General features: G+C 66.2%; 12 protein-coding genes. 9 read left to right on the top strand and 3 right to left on the bottom strand.

Features of this window, described 5'->3' with window-relative positions; translation table 11 throughout:
- Window positions 1-143: 143 nt before the first annotated feature.
- The 9 genes from ACM0O9_RS02870 to ACM0O9_RS02910 all read left to right on the top strand — a co-directional run bounded on the left by ACM0O9_RS02870 (window position 144) and on the right by ACM0O9_RS02910 (window position 9,793).
- On the top strand, window positions 144-986 hold the full coding sequence (locus tag ACM0O9_RS02870) for a glycine zipper 2TM domain-containing protein (RefSeq protein ID WP_065178309.1): 843 nt from the start codon (window positions 144-146) through the stop codon (window positions 984-986).
- A gap of 125 nt (window positions 987-1,111) precedes the next feature.
- Complete coding sequence (locus tag ACM0O9_RS02875) at window positions 1,112-1,654, top strand: GNAT family N-acetyltransferase (protein ID WP_005417537.1); 543 nt, start codon at window positions 1,112-1,114, stop codon at window positions 1,652-1,654.
- A 175-nt stretch (window positions 1,655-1,829) separates the two neighbouring features.
- Window positions 1,830-2,486 (top strand): glutathione S-transferase family protein, encoded by a 657-nt coding sequence (locus ACM0O9_RS02880; protein ID WP_032954328.1) that lies wholly within the window; start codon window positions 1,830-1,832, stop codon window positions 2,484-2,486.
- Window positions 2,487-2,547: 61 nt separating this feature from the next.
- Complete coding sequence (locus ACM0O9_RS02885; RefSeq protein WP_414603770.1) at window positions 2,548-4,827, top strand: transketolase C-terminal domain-containing protein; 2,280 nt, start codon at window positions 2,548-2,550, stop codon at window positions 4,825-4,827.
- Between the two features lie 3 nt (window positions 4,828-4,830).
- Window positions 4,831-6,774: an asparagine synthase (glutamine-hydrolyzing) gene (gene asnB, locus ACM0O9_RS02890; RefSeq protein WP_061477980.1), complete on the top strand. Its 1,944-nt coding sequence runs from the start codon at window positions 4,831-4,833 to the stop codon at window positions 6,772-6,774.
- 66 nt (window positions 6,775-6,840) lie between these two features.
- Window positions 6,841-7,401 (top strand): NADPH-dependent FMN reductase, encoded by a 561-nt coding sequence (locus tag ACM0O9_RS02895; RefSeq protein ID WP_049410520.1) that lies wholly within the window; start codon window positions 6,841-6,843, stop codon window positions 7,399-7,401.
- Between the two features lie 247 nt (window positions 7,402-7,648).
- On the top strand, window positions 7,649-9,079 hold the full coding sequence (locus tag ACM0O9_RS02900; RefSeq protein ID WP_005417526.1) for a replicative DNA helicase: 1,431 nt from the start codon (window positions 7,649-7,651) through the stop codon (window positions 9,077-9,079).
- Between the two features lie 247 nt (window positions 9,080-9,326).
- The gene (locus ACM0O9_RS02905) at window positions 9,327-9,539 is read left to right on the top strand and encodes a hypothetical protein (RefSeq protein WP_005417525.1); all 213 of its coding nucleotides are present in this window, start codon (window positions 9,327-9,329) and stop codon (window positions 9,537-9,539) included.
- The gene (locus ACM0O9_RS02910; protein WP_065178304.1) at window positions 9,536-9,793 is read left to right on the top strand and encodes a hypothetical protein; all 258 of its coding nucleotides are present in this window, start codon (window positions 9,536-9,538) and stop codon (window positions 9,791-9,793) included. The genes ACM0O9_RS02905 and ACM0O9_RS02910 overlap by 4 nt, the downstream gene beginning before the upstream one ends.
- Before the next feature lie 114 nt (window positions 9,794-9,907).
- On the opposite strand, the gene lpdA is transcribed toward ACM0O9_RS02910, so the two are convergent.
- From lpdA to ACM0O9_RS02925, 3 genes are all read right to left on the bottom strand, one after another.
- The gene (lpdA, locus tag ACM0O9_RS02915) at window positions 9,908-11,344 is read right to left on the bottom strand and encodes a dihydrolipoyl dehydrogenase (RefSeq protein WP_005417523.1); all 1,437 of its coding nucleotides are present in this window, start codon (window positions 11,342-11,344) and stop codon (window positions 9,908-9,910) included.
- A gap of 63 nt (window positions 11,345-11,407) precedes the next feature.
- Window positions 11,408-12,607: a dihydrolipoyllysine-residue succinyltransferase gene (gene sucB / locus ACM0O9_RS02920; RefSeq protein WP_414603771.1), complete on the bottom strand. Its 1,200-nt coding sequence runs from the start codon at window positions 12,605-12,607 to the stop codon at window positions 11,408-11,410.
- A 40-nt stretch (window positions 12,608-12,647) separates the two neighbouring features.
- Window positions 12,648-15,479, bottom strand: coding sequence for a 2-oxoglutarate dehydrogenase E1 component (locus ACM0O9_RS02925; RefSeq protein WP_414603772.1), 2,832 nt, complete (start codon window positions 15,477-15,479; stop codon window positions 12,648-12,650).
- Between the last annotated feature and the right edge of the window lie 160 nt (window positions 15,480-15,639).

The following is a 15,639-nucleotide window of genomic DNA, read 5'->3' on the forward strand; positions in this document are numbered from 1 at the left end:
ATATGCAAACGCTACCACGGGCCCTGCATTTCCCGATGCTGAATGGGTTACAGCAATGAGCAGGAAATGTGGAGATTCCGTTCAGGCAGCGCGTGCTGCAATCTGTCCCGAGAACGTTGCGGATGGTCCGCAAGGAGCAGGTCATGAAAAGCACAACTACAACTGTCCTGGTCGCAGCGGGCGCGCTGCTGGTTGGTGGCATCGCCACCGCCGCCTTCATGAAGAGTGGCGACCGCTCGCCCGACTCCATCAGCGCCGCAACCCCCAATGGCGAGTCGCGCCTGGTCGATGGCAACGCCACCGACGATGGCGTACGTGGTGACAAGCTTGACCCGTCCGCGCCGCGCGGGCTGGAATATGCCGATGTGCTGAAGGTCGACCCGATCACCGAGAAGCAGAAGGCCTATGCCACCGTGATCGGCACCGATCCGGTGCGCGAGACCTCCACCACCCAGACTCCGCACGAGGTCTGCCAGGACGTGACGGTGCAGGAACGCCTGCCGGAGCGTGATGGCAACGTCGGCGGTACCGTGGTCGGCGCGGTGGTGGGTGGCCTGCTCGGCAACCAGGTCGGTGGCGGCAACGGCAAGAAGGCCGCGACCGCAGCCGGTGCGGTGGCCGGTGGCTTCATCGGCAACCAGATCGACAAGCGCCATGTGGGCGGCCGCGTGGTCAATCGTACCGAGCGCCAGTGCCACACCGAAACCGCAACGTCCGAGTCGAGCCGCGTCACCGGTTACAACGTGACCTATCGCAACGAAGACGGCACCACCGGCACCATGCGCATGGCCAGCAAGCCGGGCAGCCGCATCGCCATGGGTACCAATGATGTGGTGAAGGGCTACAACGTGACCTATCGCTATGATGGCGCCGAGAAGACCGTGCGCATGGACAACAAGCCGGCCAGCGATCGCCTGCCGGTGGTCGATGGCCAGCTGGTCACGCAGACCGCTGCTGCCGGCGCCACGGCGGCCACGCGCCAGTAATCCAGAACACCCTGCTGCACCCGACGGGCCGGCTCATGCCGGCCCGTTTCGTTGTGCGCACGGGCATTCATCCGTGGGCAAAGGGAATCGACCATGATGGACGCCCCCTTCGACAAGGAGTCGGCATGAGCATCTTCGACCTGCGCCTGGAAACCGAGCGGCTGATCCTGCGCCCGCTGCTGCGCGAGGACTACGAACCGTACCTGGCATTCTGTGCCGACGAGGAAACGATGCGCACCCTGGGGGGTGTTCAACCGCCCTCGGTGGCATGGCGCGGCTTCTGCAGCCTGGCCGGCGCCTGGCAGCTGTTCGGCTTCTCGATGTTCAGCGTGATCGAGAAATCCAGCGGTGACTGGATCGGCCGGATGGGACCGTGGCAGCCGCAGGACTGGCCTGGAACCGAGGTCGGTTGGGGTATTCGGCATGCCAGCTGGGGCCGGGGCTATGCACCGGAAGCGGCGGTTGCTGCCATCGACTGGGCATTTGACACGCTGGGCTGGGACGAGGTGATCCACACCATCGCCGAGAACAACGACAACTCGAGGGCGGTCGCGCGCAAGCTGGGCAGCACGCTGCTGCGCATGGGAGAGCTGCCGCCGCCGTACAACGACAAGCCGATGCAGATCTGGGGCCAGTCGCGAGAACAGTGGCGGCAGCGCGTGCGCTGAGCGTTGCCGGTAGTGCCGGCCGCTGGCCGGCAACCTCGATGTGGCAGGATTCGTGCGATTGCCGGCCAGCGGCCAGCGTTACCGTGGTGTCATGCTGCATCCGCGCTTGGCATTCACCGGCGGGCTTGCCAGACTGCGTGCAGCTGGCCGCCGGCCGGATCCGAGGAAGCAGGCAATGGTGGAAGAGCGCGTCCCGTTGACGGTGCATGGCATGTCGGTGTCCGGCAATTGCCACAAGGTCCGCCTGCTGCTGGAGCAGCTCGGCAGCCGCTACCGCTGGGTGGAAGTGGACAGTGCCCATGGCCAGACCCACACCGCCGAGTTCCTTGCGCTCAATCCCAACGCCAAGGTGCCGTTGATCGTCCGCGACGATGGCCGCGTGTTGACTGAATCCAATGCGATCCTGTTCTGGTTGGCCGAAGGGACGCCCTACCTGCCTACCGACGGTTGGGAACGCGCGCAGGCATTGAGCTGGATGTTCTTCGAGCAGTACACGCACGAGCCATGCGTGGCGGTAGCGCGCTTCATCCGCGGCTGGACACCGCCCGATTCACCGCGCCGTGCTGAACTGCCACGCCTGCACGAGCGCGCCGCCACCGCGCTGGCGGTGATGGAGCAGCACCTGCGCGAAGCGCAGTGGTTCACCGGCAGCGCATACGGTATCGCCGACATTGCGCTGTTCGCCTATACCGACGTCGCAGGCGAGGGCGGCATCAGCCTGGCGCCCTTCCCGGAAGTGCGCGCCTGGCTGCAGCGCGTGCGCGCGCAGCCGCGCTTCGTGGCGATGCCAGCGGTGACCGCCGAGGTGCGCGCGCGCTTCGAGGCTGCCTGATCCCACAGGGTAGCGCCCGGCGTTGCCGGGTGGAATGCAACAACGACACGGAGGGTGTTCGATGTTTGCTGTGGTCCCAGATCCGATTCCTGCGCGCATGCGCGTGCTCAACCGCGCCGAAGTGTGCGACGCCAATTTCCTCGACGCGGTGCGTGGCTGGCGAGGCACACCGCGCGCACGTCCTGCACCGGACGCGCCGATCCTGCCGGGCAGCTCGCTCAGCGCTGCGGCCTTCGGTGAGCTGTTCGATTCCCAGCTGGCCAGCCGCCAGCTGGACCTGATGGCGCGCGTATTGCGCGTGCAGAACAAGGTCTTCTATACCATCGGGTCGTCCGGCCATGAAGGCAACGCGCTGCTGGCGCGGGCCTGCCGGCATACCGACCCCGCATTCCTGCACTATCGCTCCGGCGCCTTCATGGTCGAGCGCTCGCGCCAGGTGCCGGGCATCGACCCGTTGCGCGATGCGGCGCTTTCATTCGCGGCCAGCGCCGATGACCCGGCCAGTGGCGGCCGGCACAAGGTGTGGGGCAGCAAGCCATTGTGGGTATTGCCGCAGACCTCGACCATCGCCTCGCACCTGCCGAAAGCGCTGGGCACCGCGCTGGCCATCGAGAGTGGCAAGCGGCTGGGCCATGCGCTTCCCATTCCGGCCGACAGCATCGTGCTGTGCTCGTTCGGCGACGCCTCGGCCAACCATGCCACTGCGCAGACCGCATTCAACACCGCGATGTGGGCGGCCTACCAGAAGCTGCCGGCGCCAATCCTGTTCGTCTGCGAGGACAACGGGCTGGGCATCTCGGTGAAGACGCCGGACGGCTGGATTGCCGAGCGCTTCAGCCAGCAGCCAGGGCTGGACTATTTCTTTGCCGATGGCCTCGACCTGGCCACTGGGCACGCCCAGGTGCAGGCCGCAGTGGACCACTGCCGGCGGACGCGGCGACCGACCTTCCTGCATCTGCGCACCACGCGCCTGATGGGCCACGCCGGCACCGACTTCGAGGTGGAATGGCGTGCATTGCCGGAATTGTGCGCGGCCGAGGCACAGGATCCGCTGTTGCGCTCGGCGCAGATCGCGCTGGAATCGGGCTGGATGGATGCAGCCGCCATCGAAGTGGCCTACGAGACGACGCGCGCGCGCTGCATGGCCGCCGCTGCCGATGCCGAAGGCCGTGCGAAGCTGCAGTCGCTGCAGGAGGTCATGGCGCCATTGGCACCCTATACGCCCGCAGCGGTGCAGGCCGAAGCCCGGCGCGAGGTCGCCGACGAAGCGCGCGAGGCACTCTATGGCGGTACCGAGGCCTTGCCGGAACGACAGGCGCCACGGCATCTCGCGATCCAGATCAACCACGGCCTGCTGGAACTGCTTGCGAAGTATCCGCAGAGCCTGCTGTTCGGCGAGGACGTGGCTCAGAAGGGCGGTGTCTACACCGTCACCAAGGATCTGCTGCGCCGCTTCGGTCCACGCCGGGTGTTCAACACGCTGCTGGATGAAACCATGATCCTGGGCATAGCGCAGGGCCTGGCCAACCTGGGCATGCTGCCGATTCCGGAGATCCAGTACCTGGCCTACCTGCACAACGCCATCGACCAGCTGCGTGGTGAAGCCTGTTCGCTGCAGTTCTTCTCCAACGACCAGTACCGCAACCCGATGCTGGTGCGGGTGGCCGGGCTGGGCTATCAGAAGGGTTTCGGCGGGCACTTCCACAACGACAACTCGATCACCGCGTTGCGCGACATCCCCGGGCTGGTGGTCGGCTGCCCCTCGCGCGGTGACGATGCGGTGATGATGCTGCGCACGCTGGCCGCATTGGCGCGGGTGGATGGGCGCGTGGCGGTGTTCCTGGAGCCGATCGCGCTGTACATGAGCAAGGACCTGCACGAAGCAGGGGATGGCCAGTGGCTGTTCGACTACCCGGCACAGGGCCAGGCGCTGGTGCCGGGCGAGGGCCGGGTGTATGCACCAGAGGCCGGAGACCTGGTGATCTACACCTATGGCAATGGCGTGCCGATGGCGTTGCGCGCGGCGCGGGCGATCGAGCAGCAGCTGGGCTGGCAGGCGCGGGTGGTCGACCTGCGCTGGCTGGTACCGTTGGATGCCGGCTTCATCGCGGCCCAGGCCGCGAGCGCGCGGCGGGTGCTGGTGCTGGACGAAGGCCGCCACAGCGGCGGAGTGGGTGAGGGCGTGGTCACGGCACTGGTCGAGGCCGGCTTTGGTCACCTGCCGCTGCGCCGCGTCTGTGGCGCCGACACCTACACGCCACTGGCAGGGGCAGCAATGTTCGGGCTTCCAAGCGACAATGCGGTGATTGGCGCCGCCCTCGACCTGGCGCAGGAACCCTGATGCATGTGTGGATTGGCGGGAATGTTGTTGCCGGCGCCGCTGGCGTCGGCCGAGGCGCTGCAGGCGCAGGCGCTGGCCATGGGCCAGGCGCTGCACCATCGCGGGCCGGATGATGGCGGCAGCTGGGTCGATGCCGAGGCGGGCATCGCGCTGGCGCATCGACGCCTGAGCATCCTCGACCTGTCCCCGCTGGGCCACCAGCCGATGGCCTCGGCGGACGGCCGCTACGTGATGGCCTACAACGGCGAGGTCTACAATTTCGCGGCCCTGCGTGAACAGCTGGAGCCGCTGGGGCACACCTTCCGCGGCCATTCCGACACCGAAGTACTGCTGGCGGCAATCCTGCAGTGGGGCGTCGAAGACACCCTGCAGCGCTGCAACGGCATGTTCGCCATCGCGCTGTGGGACCGTCAGGATCGTTGCCTGTGGCTGGCCCGCGACCGCGTCGGCAAGAAGCCGCTGTACTACGGCTGGGCCGGCGACACGCTGGTGTTCGGTTCGGAACTGAAGGCGCTCTGGCAACATCCGGCGTTCGACAACGACATCGACCGCGATGCGCTCACCTTGCTGCTGCGGCTGGATTACATCCCGGCGCCGCACAGCATCCACCAGCGCTGCTACAAGCTGATGCCGGGCCGGGTGCTGCGGCTGGATGCAGCGGCTGTGGCCGCAGGCGCCGCGGCACACCGCCCGGAGCAGGCGCAGCGCCCGTACTGGGATGCGCGCGCACGCATGCAGGCGGCGTTGGCCGCCCCGTTCCAGGGCCGCATCGAGGAGGCCGAGGAACAGCTGGATACGCTGCTGCGCGATGCGGTGGCGCTGCGCATGGTGGCCGACGTGCCGGTCGGCGTATTCCTGTCCGGCGGCACGGACTCATCGCTGGTGGCAGCGCTGATGCAGGCGCAGAGCGGGCAGCCGGTGCATAGTTTCAGCATCGGCTTCACCGACTCGGGACATGACGAAGCTCCGCTGGCCAGGGAGCTGGCGGCTCATCTCGGCTGTGATCACACCGAGTTGTACGTCAGTGGCGCCGACGCGCTGGCGGTGGTGCCGCAGTTGCCGGCGATGTTCGATGAACCTTTTGCCGATGCGTCGCAGGTGCCGACCGCGCTGGTGGCACGGCTGGCACGGCAGGGCGTGACCGTCGCGCTGTCCGGCGACGGTGGCGATGAGCTGTTCTTCGGCTACACCCGCTATGTACGCGCGCTGCGCAACTGGCAGATGCTCGGACGCGTGCCGGGGCCGCTGCGGCGCTGGATGGGCGCACGCTCGCAGCAGCAGGGCGAGGCCTCGCGGACCGGTGGCCTGGCGGCGCTGCTGGCCGAGACAGGCGCACGTGGCATCGGCGACGTCTACCGCAACCGCATCTCGCGCTGGCGCGACCCTGCCGCGGCGGTACCCGGTGCGCAGGCGGCCGGCAGCTTCTACGACCTGGCCGATCCGCTGCACGGCGCGGGGACACCGGCTGACGCGATGATGCTGGCCGATTTCGTGACCTACCTGCCCGATGACCTGTTGTGCAAGGTCGACCGGACCTCGATGGCGGTCAGCCTGGAGGCGCGCGCGCCATTGCTGGACTGGCGCGTGGCCGAGTTCGCCTGGTCGCTGCCGCTGGGCTTCAAGCGCAGTGAGACGACCAGCAAGGTGCTGCTCAAGCGCGTGCTGGGCCGTTACGTGCCGCATTCAATGGTGCACCGTCCCAAGCGCGGTTTTGGCGCACCGGTCAGTGACTGGTTGAAGGGCGACCTGCGACCCTGGGCAGAGGACCTGCTGCAGCCGGCGCGGCTGGAGCGTGAGGGTGTGCTGTCGGCGGCGGCGGTGCAGCCGCTGTGGCAGCAGTTCCTGGGGGGGCAGCGCAAGTGGCATACCCACTTGTGGAACGTGCTGATGTTCCAGGCCTGGCAGGCGCATTGGCGGCAGGCGCGGACCGGCGTGACCGGCGGCTGATCTTCACCGGATGGCACGGGCCTGGCGACTAGGCTGGGCCTCCCGCACCGTGAGGAGTATGTCCCGATGTCCGTCCCCACCATCGCCGTGTTCGTTGGCAGCCTACGCAAGGATTCCTGCAACCGCAAGCTGGCCCATGCGCTGGAGAAGCTCGCCGGTGATCGCGCGCGCTTCCAGTACGTGCAGATCGGCGATCTGCCGTTGTACGACCAGGATTTCGACGCTGATTATCCGCCGCAGGGCACCCGGCTGAAGGATCAGGTGCGCGCCGCAGACGCGGTGCTGTTCGTGACACCCGAGTACAACCGGTCGGTGCCCGGCGTGCTCAAGAACGCCATCGATATCGGATCGCGCCCGTACGGTGACAGTGCGTTTGCCGGCAAGCCGGCGGCGGTGATCGGCGCCTCCATCGGCCAGATCGGTACCGCCGTGGCCCAGCAGCACCTGCGCAACAGCCTGGCCTTCCTGGACATGCATGTGCTGGGCCAGCCCGAGGCATTCATCCACTTCAAGGACGGCCTGATCGATGCCGATGGCACGATCCACAACGAAGGCACGCAGAAGTTCCTGCAGGGCTACGTGGACCGGTTCCTGGCGTTGATCGCAGTGCACGTCAAGGGCGATTGACGCCTGCGGGGTCAGAGTCCCCTGCGTCGCAGGGGATCCGACCCCAGGGCGTTGATCTGCGATAATGTCCCGCTCGGGCGCCGCAACGGCGCCCGTCGCAGGCAGTGCGACGCTTTCACGCCAGTCTGGCCAGGTACCGGCGGATATCCCCCGTTTTCCCACGGCTTATCCACAGGCTTGTCCATGGCTGCCGGGGTCGGCACATGCCTACACTCGTCTGGCCCACTTTTGCAGGAAACACCGCAGCATGTCCGCTCGTCCCGGCTTCCGTTCCAACCGCAGAGAGCGCGGTGATGGCTTCGATCGCGATCGCGACGAGTCGCGCATCGACCAGTTGCGGGTACCGCCCCATTCGGTGGAAGCCGAGCAGGCGGTGCTGGGGGGCCTGATGCTGGCGCCCGAGGCGTATGACCGTGTCAACGACCAGCTGACCGAAAGCGACTTCTATCGTCGCGATCACCAGATGATCTATCGTGCGATCCGCGAGCTGTCCGAGCGCGAACGGCCGTTCGACGCGGTGACGCTGGGCGAGTGGTTTGAATCGCAGGGCAAGATGGAACTGGTGGGTGACGGCGCCTACCTGATCGAACTGGCCAGTACCACGCCGTCAGCTGCCAACATCGTGGCCTACGCCGAGATCGTGCGCGACAAAGCGGTGCTGCGGCAGCTGATCCAGGTCGGCACCGACATCGTCAACGACGGTTTCCAGCCGGAGGGGCGTGACAGCAGCGAGCTGCTGGCCTCGGCGGAAAAGAGCGTGTTTGCAATCGCCGAACAGGGTGCGCGTGGCCGTACCGATTTCGTGGCCATGCCCGGTGCACTGAAGGATGCCTTCGAGGAGCTGCGCAACCGCTTCGAGAACGGCGGCAACATCACCGGCCTGCCGACCGGTTACAACGATTTCGACGCGATGACCGCTGGCCTGCAGCCGACCGACCTGATCATCCTCGCGGCGCGCCCGGCAATGGGCAAGACCACCTTCGCGCTGAACATCGCCGAGTACGCGGCGATCAAGTCGAAGAAGGGCGTGGCGGTGTTCTCGATGGAAATGTCGGCGTCGCAGCTGGCGATGCGCCTGATTTCCTCCAATGGACGCATCAACGCGCAGCGCCTGCGTACCGGCCAGCTGGAAGACGAGGACTGGAGCCGCGTCACCAGCGCGATCAAGATGCTGAAGGAAACCAAGATCTTCATCGACGACACGCCGGGCGTGTCGCCTGAAGTGCTGCGTTCCAAGTGCCGCCGCCTCAAGCGCGAGCATGACCTGGGCCTGGTGGTGATCGATTACCTGCAGCTGATGAGCGTGCCGGGCAACAGCGAGAACCGCGCGACCGAAATCTCGGAAATCTCGCGTTCGCTGAAGGGCCTGGCCAAGGAACTGAACGTGCCGGTGATCGCGCTGTCGCAGCTCAACCGCTCGCTGGAAACGCGTACCGACAAGCGCCCGGTGATGGCCGACCTTCGCGAATCGGGCGCAATCGAGCAGGACGCGGACATGATCGTGTTCATCTACCGCGACGACTACTACAACAAGGAAAACTCGCCGGACAAGGGCCTGGCCGAAATCATCATCGGCAAGCACCGTGGTGGCCCGACCGGCTCGTGCAAACTGAAGTTCTTCGGTGAGTACACCCGCTTCGACAACCTGGCCCACGACTCGGTCGGTTCGTTCGAATAGCGGTCATGCCGGCCGCTGGCCGGCAACCACCATCGGGCGCTGCAGAGCCAAGGCACCGGCAGGAGCTGCTGTCAGCGCGGGTTCCATGCGGTCGCCACGAAGCGCAGCCGGGCATGGGCGTGGCGTTGCACTGCGCTGGACCGGTTTCATCGCCGCCAGCCCGGTTTCGTCGCAAACTGTTTGCCGGCGCCAGGGTAGGGCGCCAAGGTGTCCGCAGGCGGCAGGGTGCCGTCCCAAGGAGACCGTGATGAAGACCCTGTTCGCGCTCGGTGTGTGGTGCCTGCTGTTCGTACTGTGCTGGCCGCTGGCGATCCTCGCCCTGATCGCCTGGCCGTTCGTGTGGCTGCTGAGCCTGCCGTTCCGACTGGTCGGCATCACCTTCTCGGCGCTGTTCGCCTTCCTGCGCGCGCTGTTCATGCTGCCGGCGCGCATGCTCGGTGGCCGGGCGGTGCCCGCATGAGGGCGGTGGTGCTGGTCGGTCTGGCCCTGTTGGCGGGCCCGCTACAGGCCGCTCCTCCAGCACCGCCTTCGGTGTGGCTGGAGCGCCAGCAGGCAGCCGGTGCTGACGAAGCGAATGCTGCTGGGGCGAAGGCTTCGACGGGGCCCGGGGACAGGGAGCGCTGCCGGGTCACCAAGGAATGGAAGGTCGGCGAGACGGTGGTGCAGCATCGGATCTGTGACGATCCACCGAAGAAGCCCGCTGGAAAGGTGTAGCGCCGAGCTCAATGCTCGGCGCTACAGGAAAATGAGCAACAAAAAACCCCGCCGAGGCGGGGCTTCTTGAATCCGGGTGAAGCCGGCCAGCGGCCGGCACTACCAGGTGGACGATCAGTTCGCTTTGTGGATGGCGCGCTTGCTGACCGCCATCGCGGCGTCGTGGATCACTTCCGACAGCGACGGGTGGGCGTGGCAGATGCGGGCCAGGTCATCGGCCGAGCCGCTGAACTCCATGGTCAGCACGCCTTCGTGCACCAGTTCGGAGACGTTGGCGCCAACCAGGTGCATGCCGAGGATGCGATCGGTTTCGGCATGGGCCAGGATCTTCACGAACCCCGCCGGCTCGATCATCGCTACGGCACGGCCGTTGGCGGCGAACGGGAAGCTGCCGGCCTTGTACGGAATGCCCTCGGCCTTCAGCTGGGCTTCGGTCTTGCCGACCCAGGCCAGTTCCGGTTCGGTGTAGATGACCCACGGGATGGTGTCGAAGTTGACGTGGCCCGGCAGGCCGGCGATCAGCTCAGCCACCGCGATGCCTTCCTCGAAGCCCTTGTGCGCCAGCATCGGGCCGCGCACGCAGTCGCCGACCGCCCACACGCCGTTGACGCCGGTGTGGCAGTGCGCGTCGACTTCGATCTGGCCGCGCTCGTTGACCTTGACGCCGGTGCCTTCGGCCAGCAGGCCCTTGGTGGCGGCGCGACGGCCGACGGCCACCAGCAGCTTGTCCACGGTCAGGGTCTTTTCGCCTTCCGCGTCAGTGTAGGTGACGATGACTTCCTTCTTCTTGCCCTTGCCGGTGATCTCGGTCTTGGAAACCTTGGCATTGAGCTTGATGTCCAGGCCCTGTTTCTTGAATTCCTTGGCAGCGGCCTTGGCCACTTCGGCGTCGGCAGCCGCCAGGAACTCCGGCATGGCCTCAAGGATGGTGACTTCAGCGCCCAGGCGCTTCCACACGCTGCCCAGTTCCAGGCCGATCACGCCGGCACCGATCACCGCCAGGCGGTTCGGCACTTCGGTGAAGTCCAGGCCGCCGACGTTGTCGACGATGGTCTCGCCGTCGAACTTGGCGAACGGCAGTTCGATCGAATCCGAACCGGCCGCGATGATGACGTTGGTGCCCTTCAGCTCGACTTCCGAACCGTCGTGCTGCTTCACCTTGACCACGTTGCCGGGCTGCAGCTGGCCGAAGCCGTAGTAGGCGGCGACCTTGTTGGCCTTGAACAGCATGCCGATGCCGCCGGTGAACTGCTTGACGATCTTGTCCTTGCGGCCAATCATCGCCTCGACGTCGATCTTGGCATCCTTGAAGCTGATGCCGTGGTCGCCAAAGATGTGGCCCATGTTCCAGAACTGGCGCGAGGAATCGAGCAGCGCCTTGGACGGGATGCAGCCCACGCGCAGGCAGGTGCCGCCGAGGGCCGGCTTGCCGTCCTTGCCCAGCGCTGCGTCGATGCAGGCGGTCTTCAGGCCCAGCTGGGCCGCGCGGATGGCAGCGTGGTAACCGGCCGGGCCGGCACCGATGACGACGACGTCGAATTGTTCAGCCATTGAATTATTCCTTGATGCATTACCAGAACCCCTCCGCGCAGGCGCGGAGGGGCGGGAGGTTTCTTACAGGCCGAACAGCATGCGGCCCGGGTTTTCCAGCTGGTTCTTGATGTCCACCAGGAACTGCACCGAGTCCTTGCCGTCGATGATGCGGTGGTCGTAGGACAGCGCCAGGTACATCATCGGCGCGATCACGACCTGGCCGTTCTGGGCGATCGGACGCTCCTTGATGGCGTGCATGCCCAGGATGGCGCTCTGCGGCGGGTTGATGATCGGGGTCGACAGCAGCGAACCGAAGGTGCCGCCGTTGGTCACGGTGAAGGTGCCGCCCTGCAGTTCTTCCAGGCCCAGCTTGCCGTCACGTGCCTTCTTGGCGTAGTCGGCGATGGTCTTCTCGATGTCGGCGAACGACATGCGCTCGACGTTGCGCAGGACCGGCGTGACCAGGCCCTTCTCGGTCGACACGGCGATCGAGATGTCCGAGTAGCCGTGGTAGATGATGTCGTCGCCGTCGATCGAGGCGTTGACCAGCGGGAAGCGCTGCAGCGCGTTGGCAGCGGCCTTCACGAAGAAGCTCATGAAGCCCAGCTTGATGCCGTGGGCCTTGACGAACTCGTCCTGCAGCTCCTTGCGCGCCGCCGACACCTTGGACAGGTCGACTTCGTTGAAGGTGGTCAGCATGGCGGTGGAGTTCTTCGACTCCATCAGGCGCTCGGCGATGCGCTTGCGGATGCGGGTCATCGGCACGCGCTCTTCCGGACGTGCACCACCGGCCTTGCCGGCGCCGCCGTTGCGGGCGAAGTTGACGATGTCTTCCTTGGTCACTGCACCACGACGGCCGGTGCCGTCGACGTCGGCCGGGTTCACGCCTTCGGTGATGGCGGTGAAGCGGGCGCCCGGCGGCAGGGTGTCGGCGGCCGACTTGGCAGCCGGAGCCGGAGCGGCGGCTGCGGCCGGAGCAGCGGCGGCCGGTGCGGCTTCAACCTTCTTCTCTTCAGCGGCCGGGGCCGGAGCCGCAGCCACGGCGCCTTCTTCGATGATCGCCACGACCTGGCTGGAGGTCACGGTATCGCCTTCCTTGAACTTGATTTCCTTCAGCACGCCGTCAACCGGCGACGGCACTTCCAGCACGACCTTGTCGGTTTCCAGGTCAAGCAGGTTTTCGTCGCGCTTGACGGCGTCGCCCACCTTCTTGTGCCAGGTGGCGATGGTGCCGTCGGCGACGGATTCGGGCAGTACCGGGGCTTTGACTTCGGTGGCCATTGCGGGAGCTTCCTGGTTTGTCTTCTAAATAGGGGGAGGATTATTCAGCGAACGTGTCGTTGAACGGGTTGACCAGTGCGTCGGCAATCAGCTGCTGCTGCTCGCGGACGTGGTCAGCCATGTGACCGGCAGCCGGCGACGCCGAACGTGCGCGACCGGCGTAGTGCAGGTTCTGGCCATCGGCCAGGCAGAACTGCAGATGGTGGCGGATCTGGTACCACGCGCCCTGGTTCTGCGGTTCTTCCTGCGTCCACACCACGTCGGTGGCCTTGCCGTACTTCTTCAGCTCGGCAGCCAGCAGCGCACGCGGGAACGGATACAGCTGCTCCACGCGGATGATCGCCACGTCGTCCTGGCCACGCTTGGTCTGGTCTTCCAGCAGGTCGTAGTAGACCTTGCCCGAGCACAGCACCACGCGCTTGACCTTCTTGGCATCGGCATTGGCGTCGCCGATCAGGTGCTGGAACTCGCCATTGGCCAGTTCGTCCAGGGTCGACACGGCCAGCTTGTGGCGCAGCAGCGACTTCGGCGACATCACCACCAGCGGCTTGCGGGTGGTCATGTGCAGCTGGCGACGCAGCATGTGGAAGGCCTGCGCCGGGGTCGACGGCACGACAACCAGCATGTTCTCCAGGGCGCACAGCTGCAGGAAGCGCTCCAGGCGCGCCGAGCTGTGTTCCGGGCCTTGTCCTTCATAGCCATGCGGCAGCAGCAGGGTCAGGCCGGAAATGCGGCCCCACTTGGCTTCACCGGCGGCGATGAACTGGTCGATCACCACCTGGGCACCGTTGGCGAAGTCGCCGAACTGGCCTTCCCAGATGCACAGCGTGTTCGGATCGGTGGTGGAGAAACCGTACTCGTAGGCCATCACCGCTTCTTCGCTCAGCAGCGAGTCGATGACGGTGGCCTTCTCCGGCGAATCCACCAGCTGCCGCAGCGGCATGTAGTAGTTGTCGGTCTTCTGGTCGTGCAGGATCGCATGGCGGTGCGTGAACGTACCGCGGCCGACGTCCTGGCCTACCAGGCGCAGCGCGTGGCCTTCGTCGAGCAGGGTGGCGTAGGCCAGGTTCTCGGCAAAGCCCCAGTCGCCCGCGATCTCGCCGGCGGCCATCTTGCGGCGGTCGTCGTAGACCTTGGCCACGCGCGAGTGCAGCTGCACTTCGTCCGGGATGGTGTTGATCAGCTTGGCCAGCTCGACCAGCTTGTTCTTCTCGACCTTGGTCGAGACCGGGTCGGACAGCTTGCCTTCCAGCAGCTTCGGCCAATCGACGAACAGCGGGCTGCTCGGCGGAGTCTTCTCGACCTTGGCCAGCTCGGTGGTCACTTCACCGGCGTCCAGCTTCTCGCGGTAGGCATCGACCATGGCCTTGCCGGCACCGGCGGCGATCACGCCCGCCTTTTCCAGCTGCTCGGCATACATCTCGCGGGTGGTCGGGTGCTTGCGGATCACCTGGTACATCAGCGGCTGGGTGATCGCCGGCTCGTCGGCCTCGTTGTGGCCCCAGCGGCGGTAGCACATCAGGTCGATGACCACGTCCTTGGCGAACTTCTGGCGGAACTCGAAGGCCAGCTGCGCGGCGAACACGACGGCTTCCGGATCATCGCCGTTCACGTGCAGCACCGGGGCGGCGATCATCTTCGCCACGTCGGTGGCATAGCGCGTGGAGCGCGTATCCAGCGGGTTGGAAGTGGTGAAGCCGACCTGGTTGTTGACCACGATGTGCACGGTGCCGCCGACGGCGAAGCCGCGGGCCTGCGACATCTGGAACAGCTCCATGACCACGCCCTGGCCGGAGAAGGCCGCGTCGCCGTGGATCAGGATCGGCATGACCTGCTTGCGTGCGGTGTCCTTGCGGCGCTCCTGGCGCGAACGCACGGAACCGGCCACGACCGGGTCGGCGATTTCCAGGTGCGACGGGTTGAACGCCAGCGCCAGGTGCACCGGGCCACCGTCGGTGGCCACGTCGGCGGAGAAGCCCATGTGGTACTTCACGTCACCCGCCGACGCGTGCTCGTCGTGCTCGAACTTGCCTTCGAATTCGTCGAACAGCTTGCGCGGGTTCTTGCCCAGGGTGTTGACCAGCACGTTCAGGCGGCCGCGGTGGGCCATGCCGATCACCACGTCCTTGACGCCATCCTTGCCGGCGCTGCGGATGATGGTGTCCATCATCGGGATCAGCGAGTCGCCGCCTTCCAGCGAGAAGCGCTTCTGGCCGACGTACTTGGTGTGCAGGTAGCGCTCCAGGCCTTCGGCCGCGGTCAGGCGCTCCAGGGTGCGGCGCTGGGTGTCAGCGTCCAGTTGGTAGTTGCCACCGGCCGCTTCCAGCTTCTTGTAGATCCACTGGCGTTGCTCGACCTCGGAGATGTGCATGAACTCCGCACCGATCGAGCCGGTGTAGGTCGCCTTCAGGCGTGCGAGCAGGTCGCGCAGCTTCATGCGCGGCTGGCCGCCGACGCCGCCGGTGCTGAACTCGCTGTTGAGATCGGCATCGGACAGGCTGTGGAACGGCAGGCCCAGGTCCGGGGTGTTGACCGGCGCGGCCAGGCCCAGCGGATCGAGGCGGGCGTCCAGGTGGCCGCGCGAGCGGTAGGCGGTGATCAGACGACCGACATTGCGCTCGCGCTCGTCGCCCGCACCGGTGCCGGTGCCAGCTTTCAGCGCATCCTTGGCCGCGTCCGCGATGTGGGAGATGACGGCCGAGTGCGGAATGTCACCTGCTTCGCGGCCCTTGAAGCCGTCGAAGTAGGTTTTCCATTTGGGATCGACACTATCCGGGGAGACCAGGTACTGCTCGTACAGGTCCTCGACATAGGAGGCGTTGCCGCCGGCGAGTTGCGAAGATTGCGCAAACTGCTTCAGTTGATTGTCCACGATGGAGGGTGTTGATTCGCTTTGTGGGGTATGGCTTCAGAAGGACCCGGCAGGAAGATGAATAGCCCTGCGCGGGCGCGTTCAAACAGCCAAATTGTACCCCCAACGGGACACGAAGGGGCACCACTGCGGGCATCCCACGTCCGCCGGTGCCGGTTCC

It is taken from the genome of Stenotrophomonas sp. FR012 (assembly GCF_047520565.2).
GTDB lineage: Bacteria > Pseudomonadota > Gammaproteobacteria > Xanthomonadales > Xanthomonadaceae > Stenotrophomonas > Stenotrophomonas sepilia.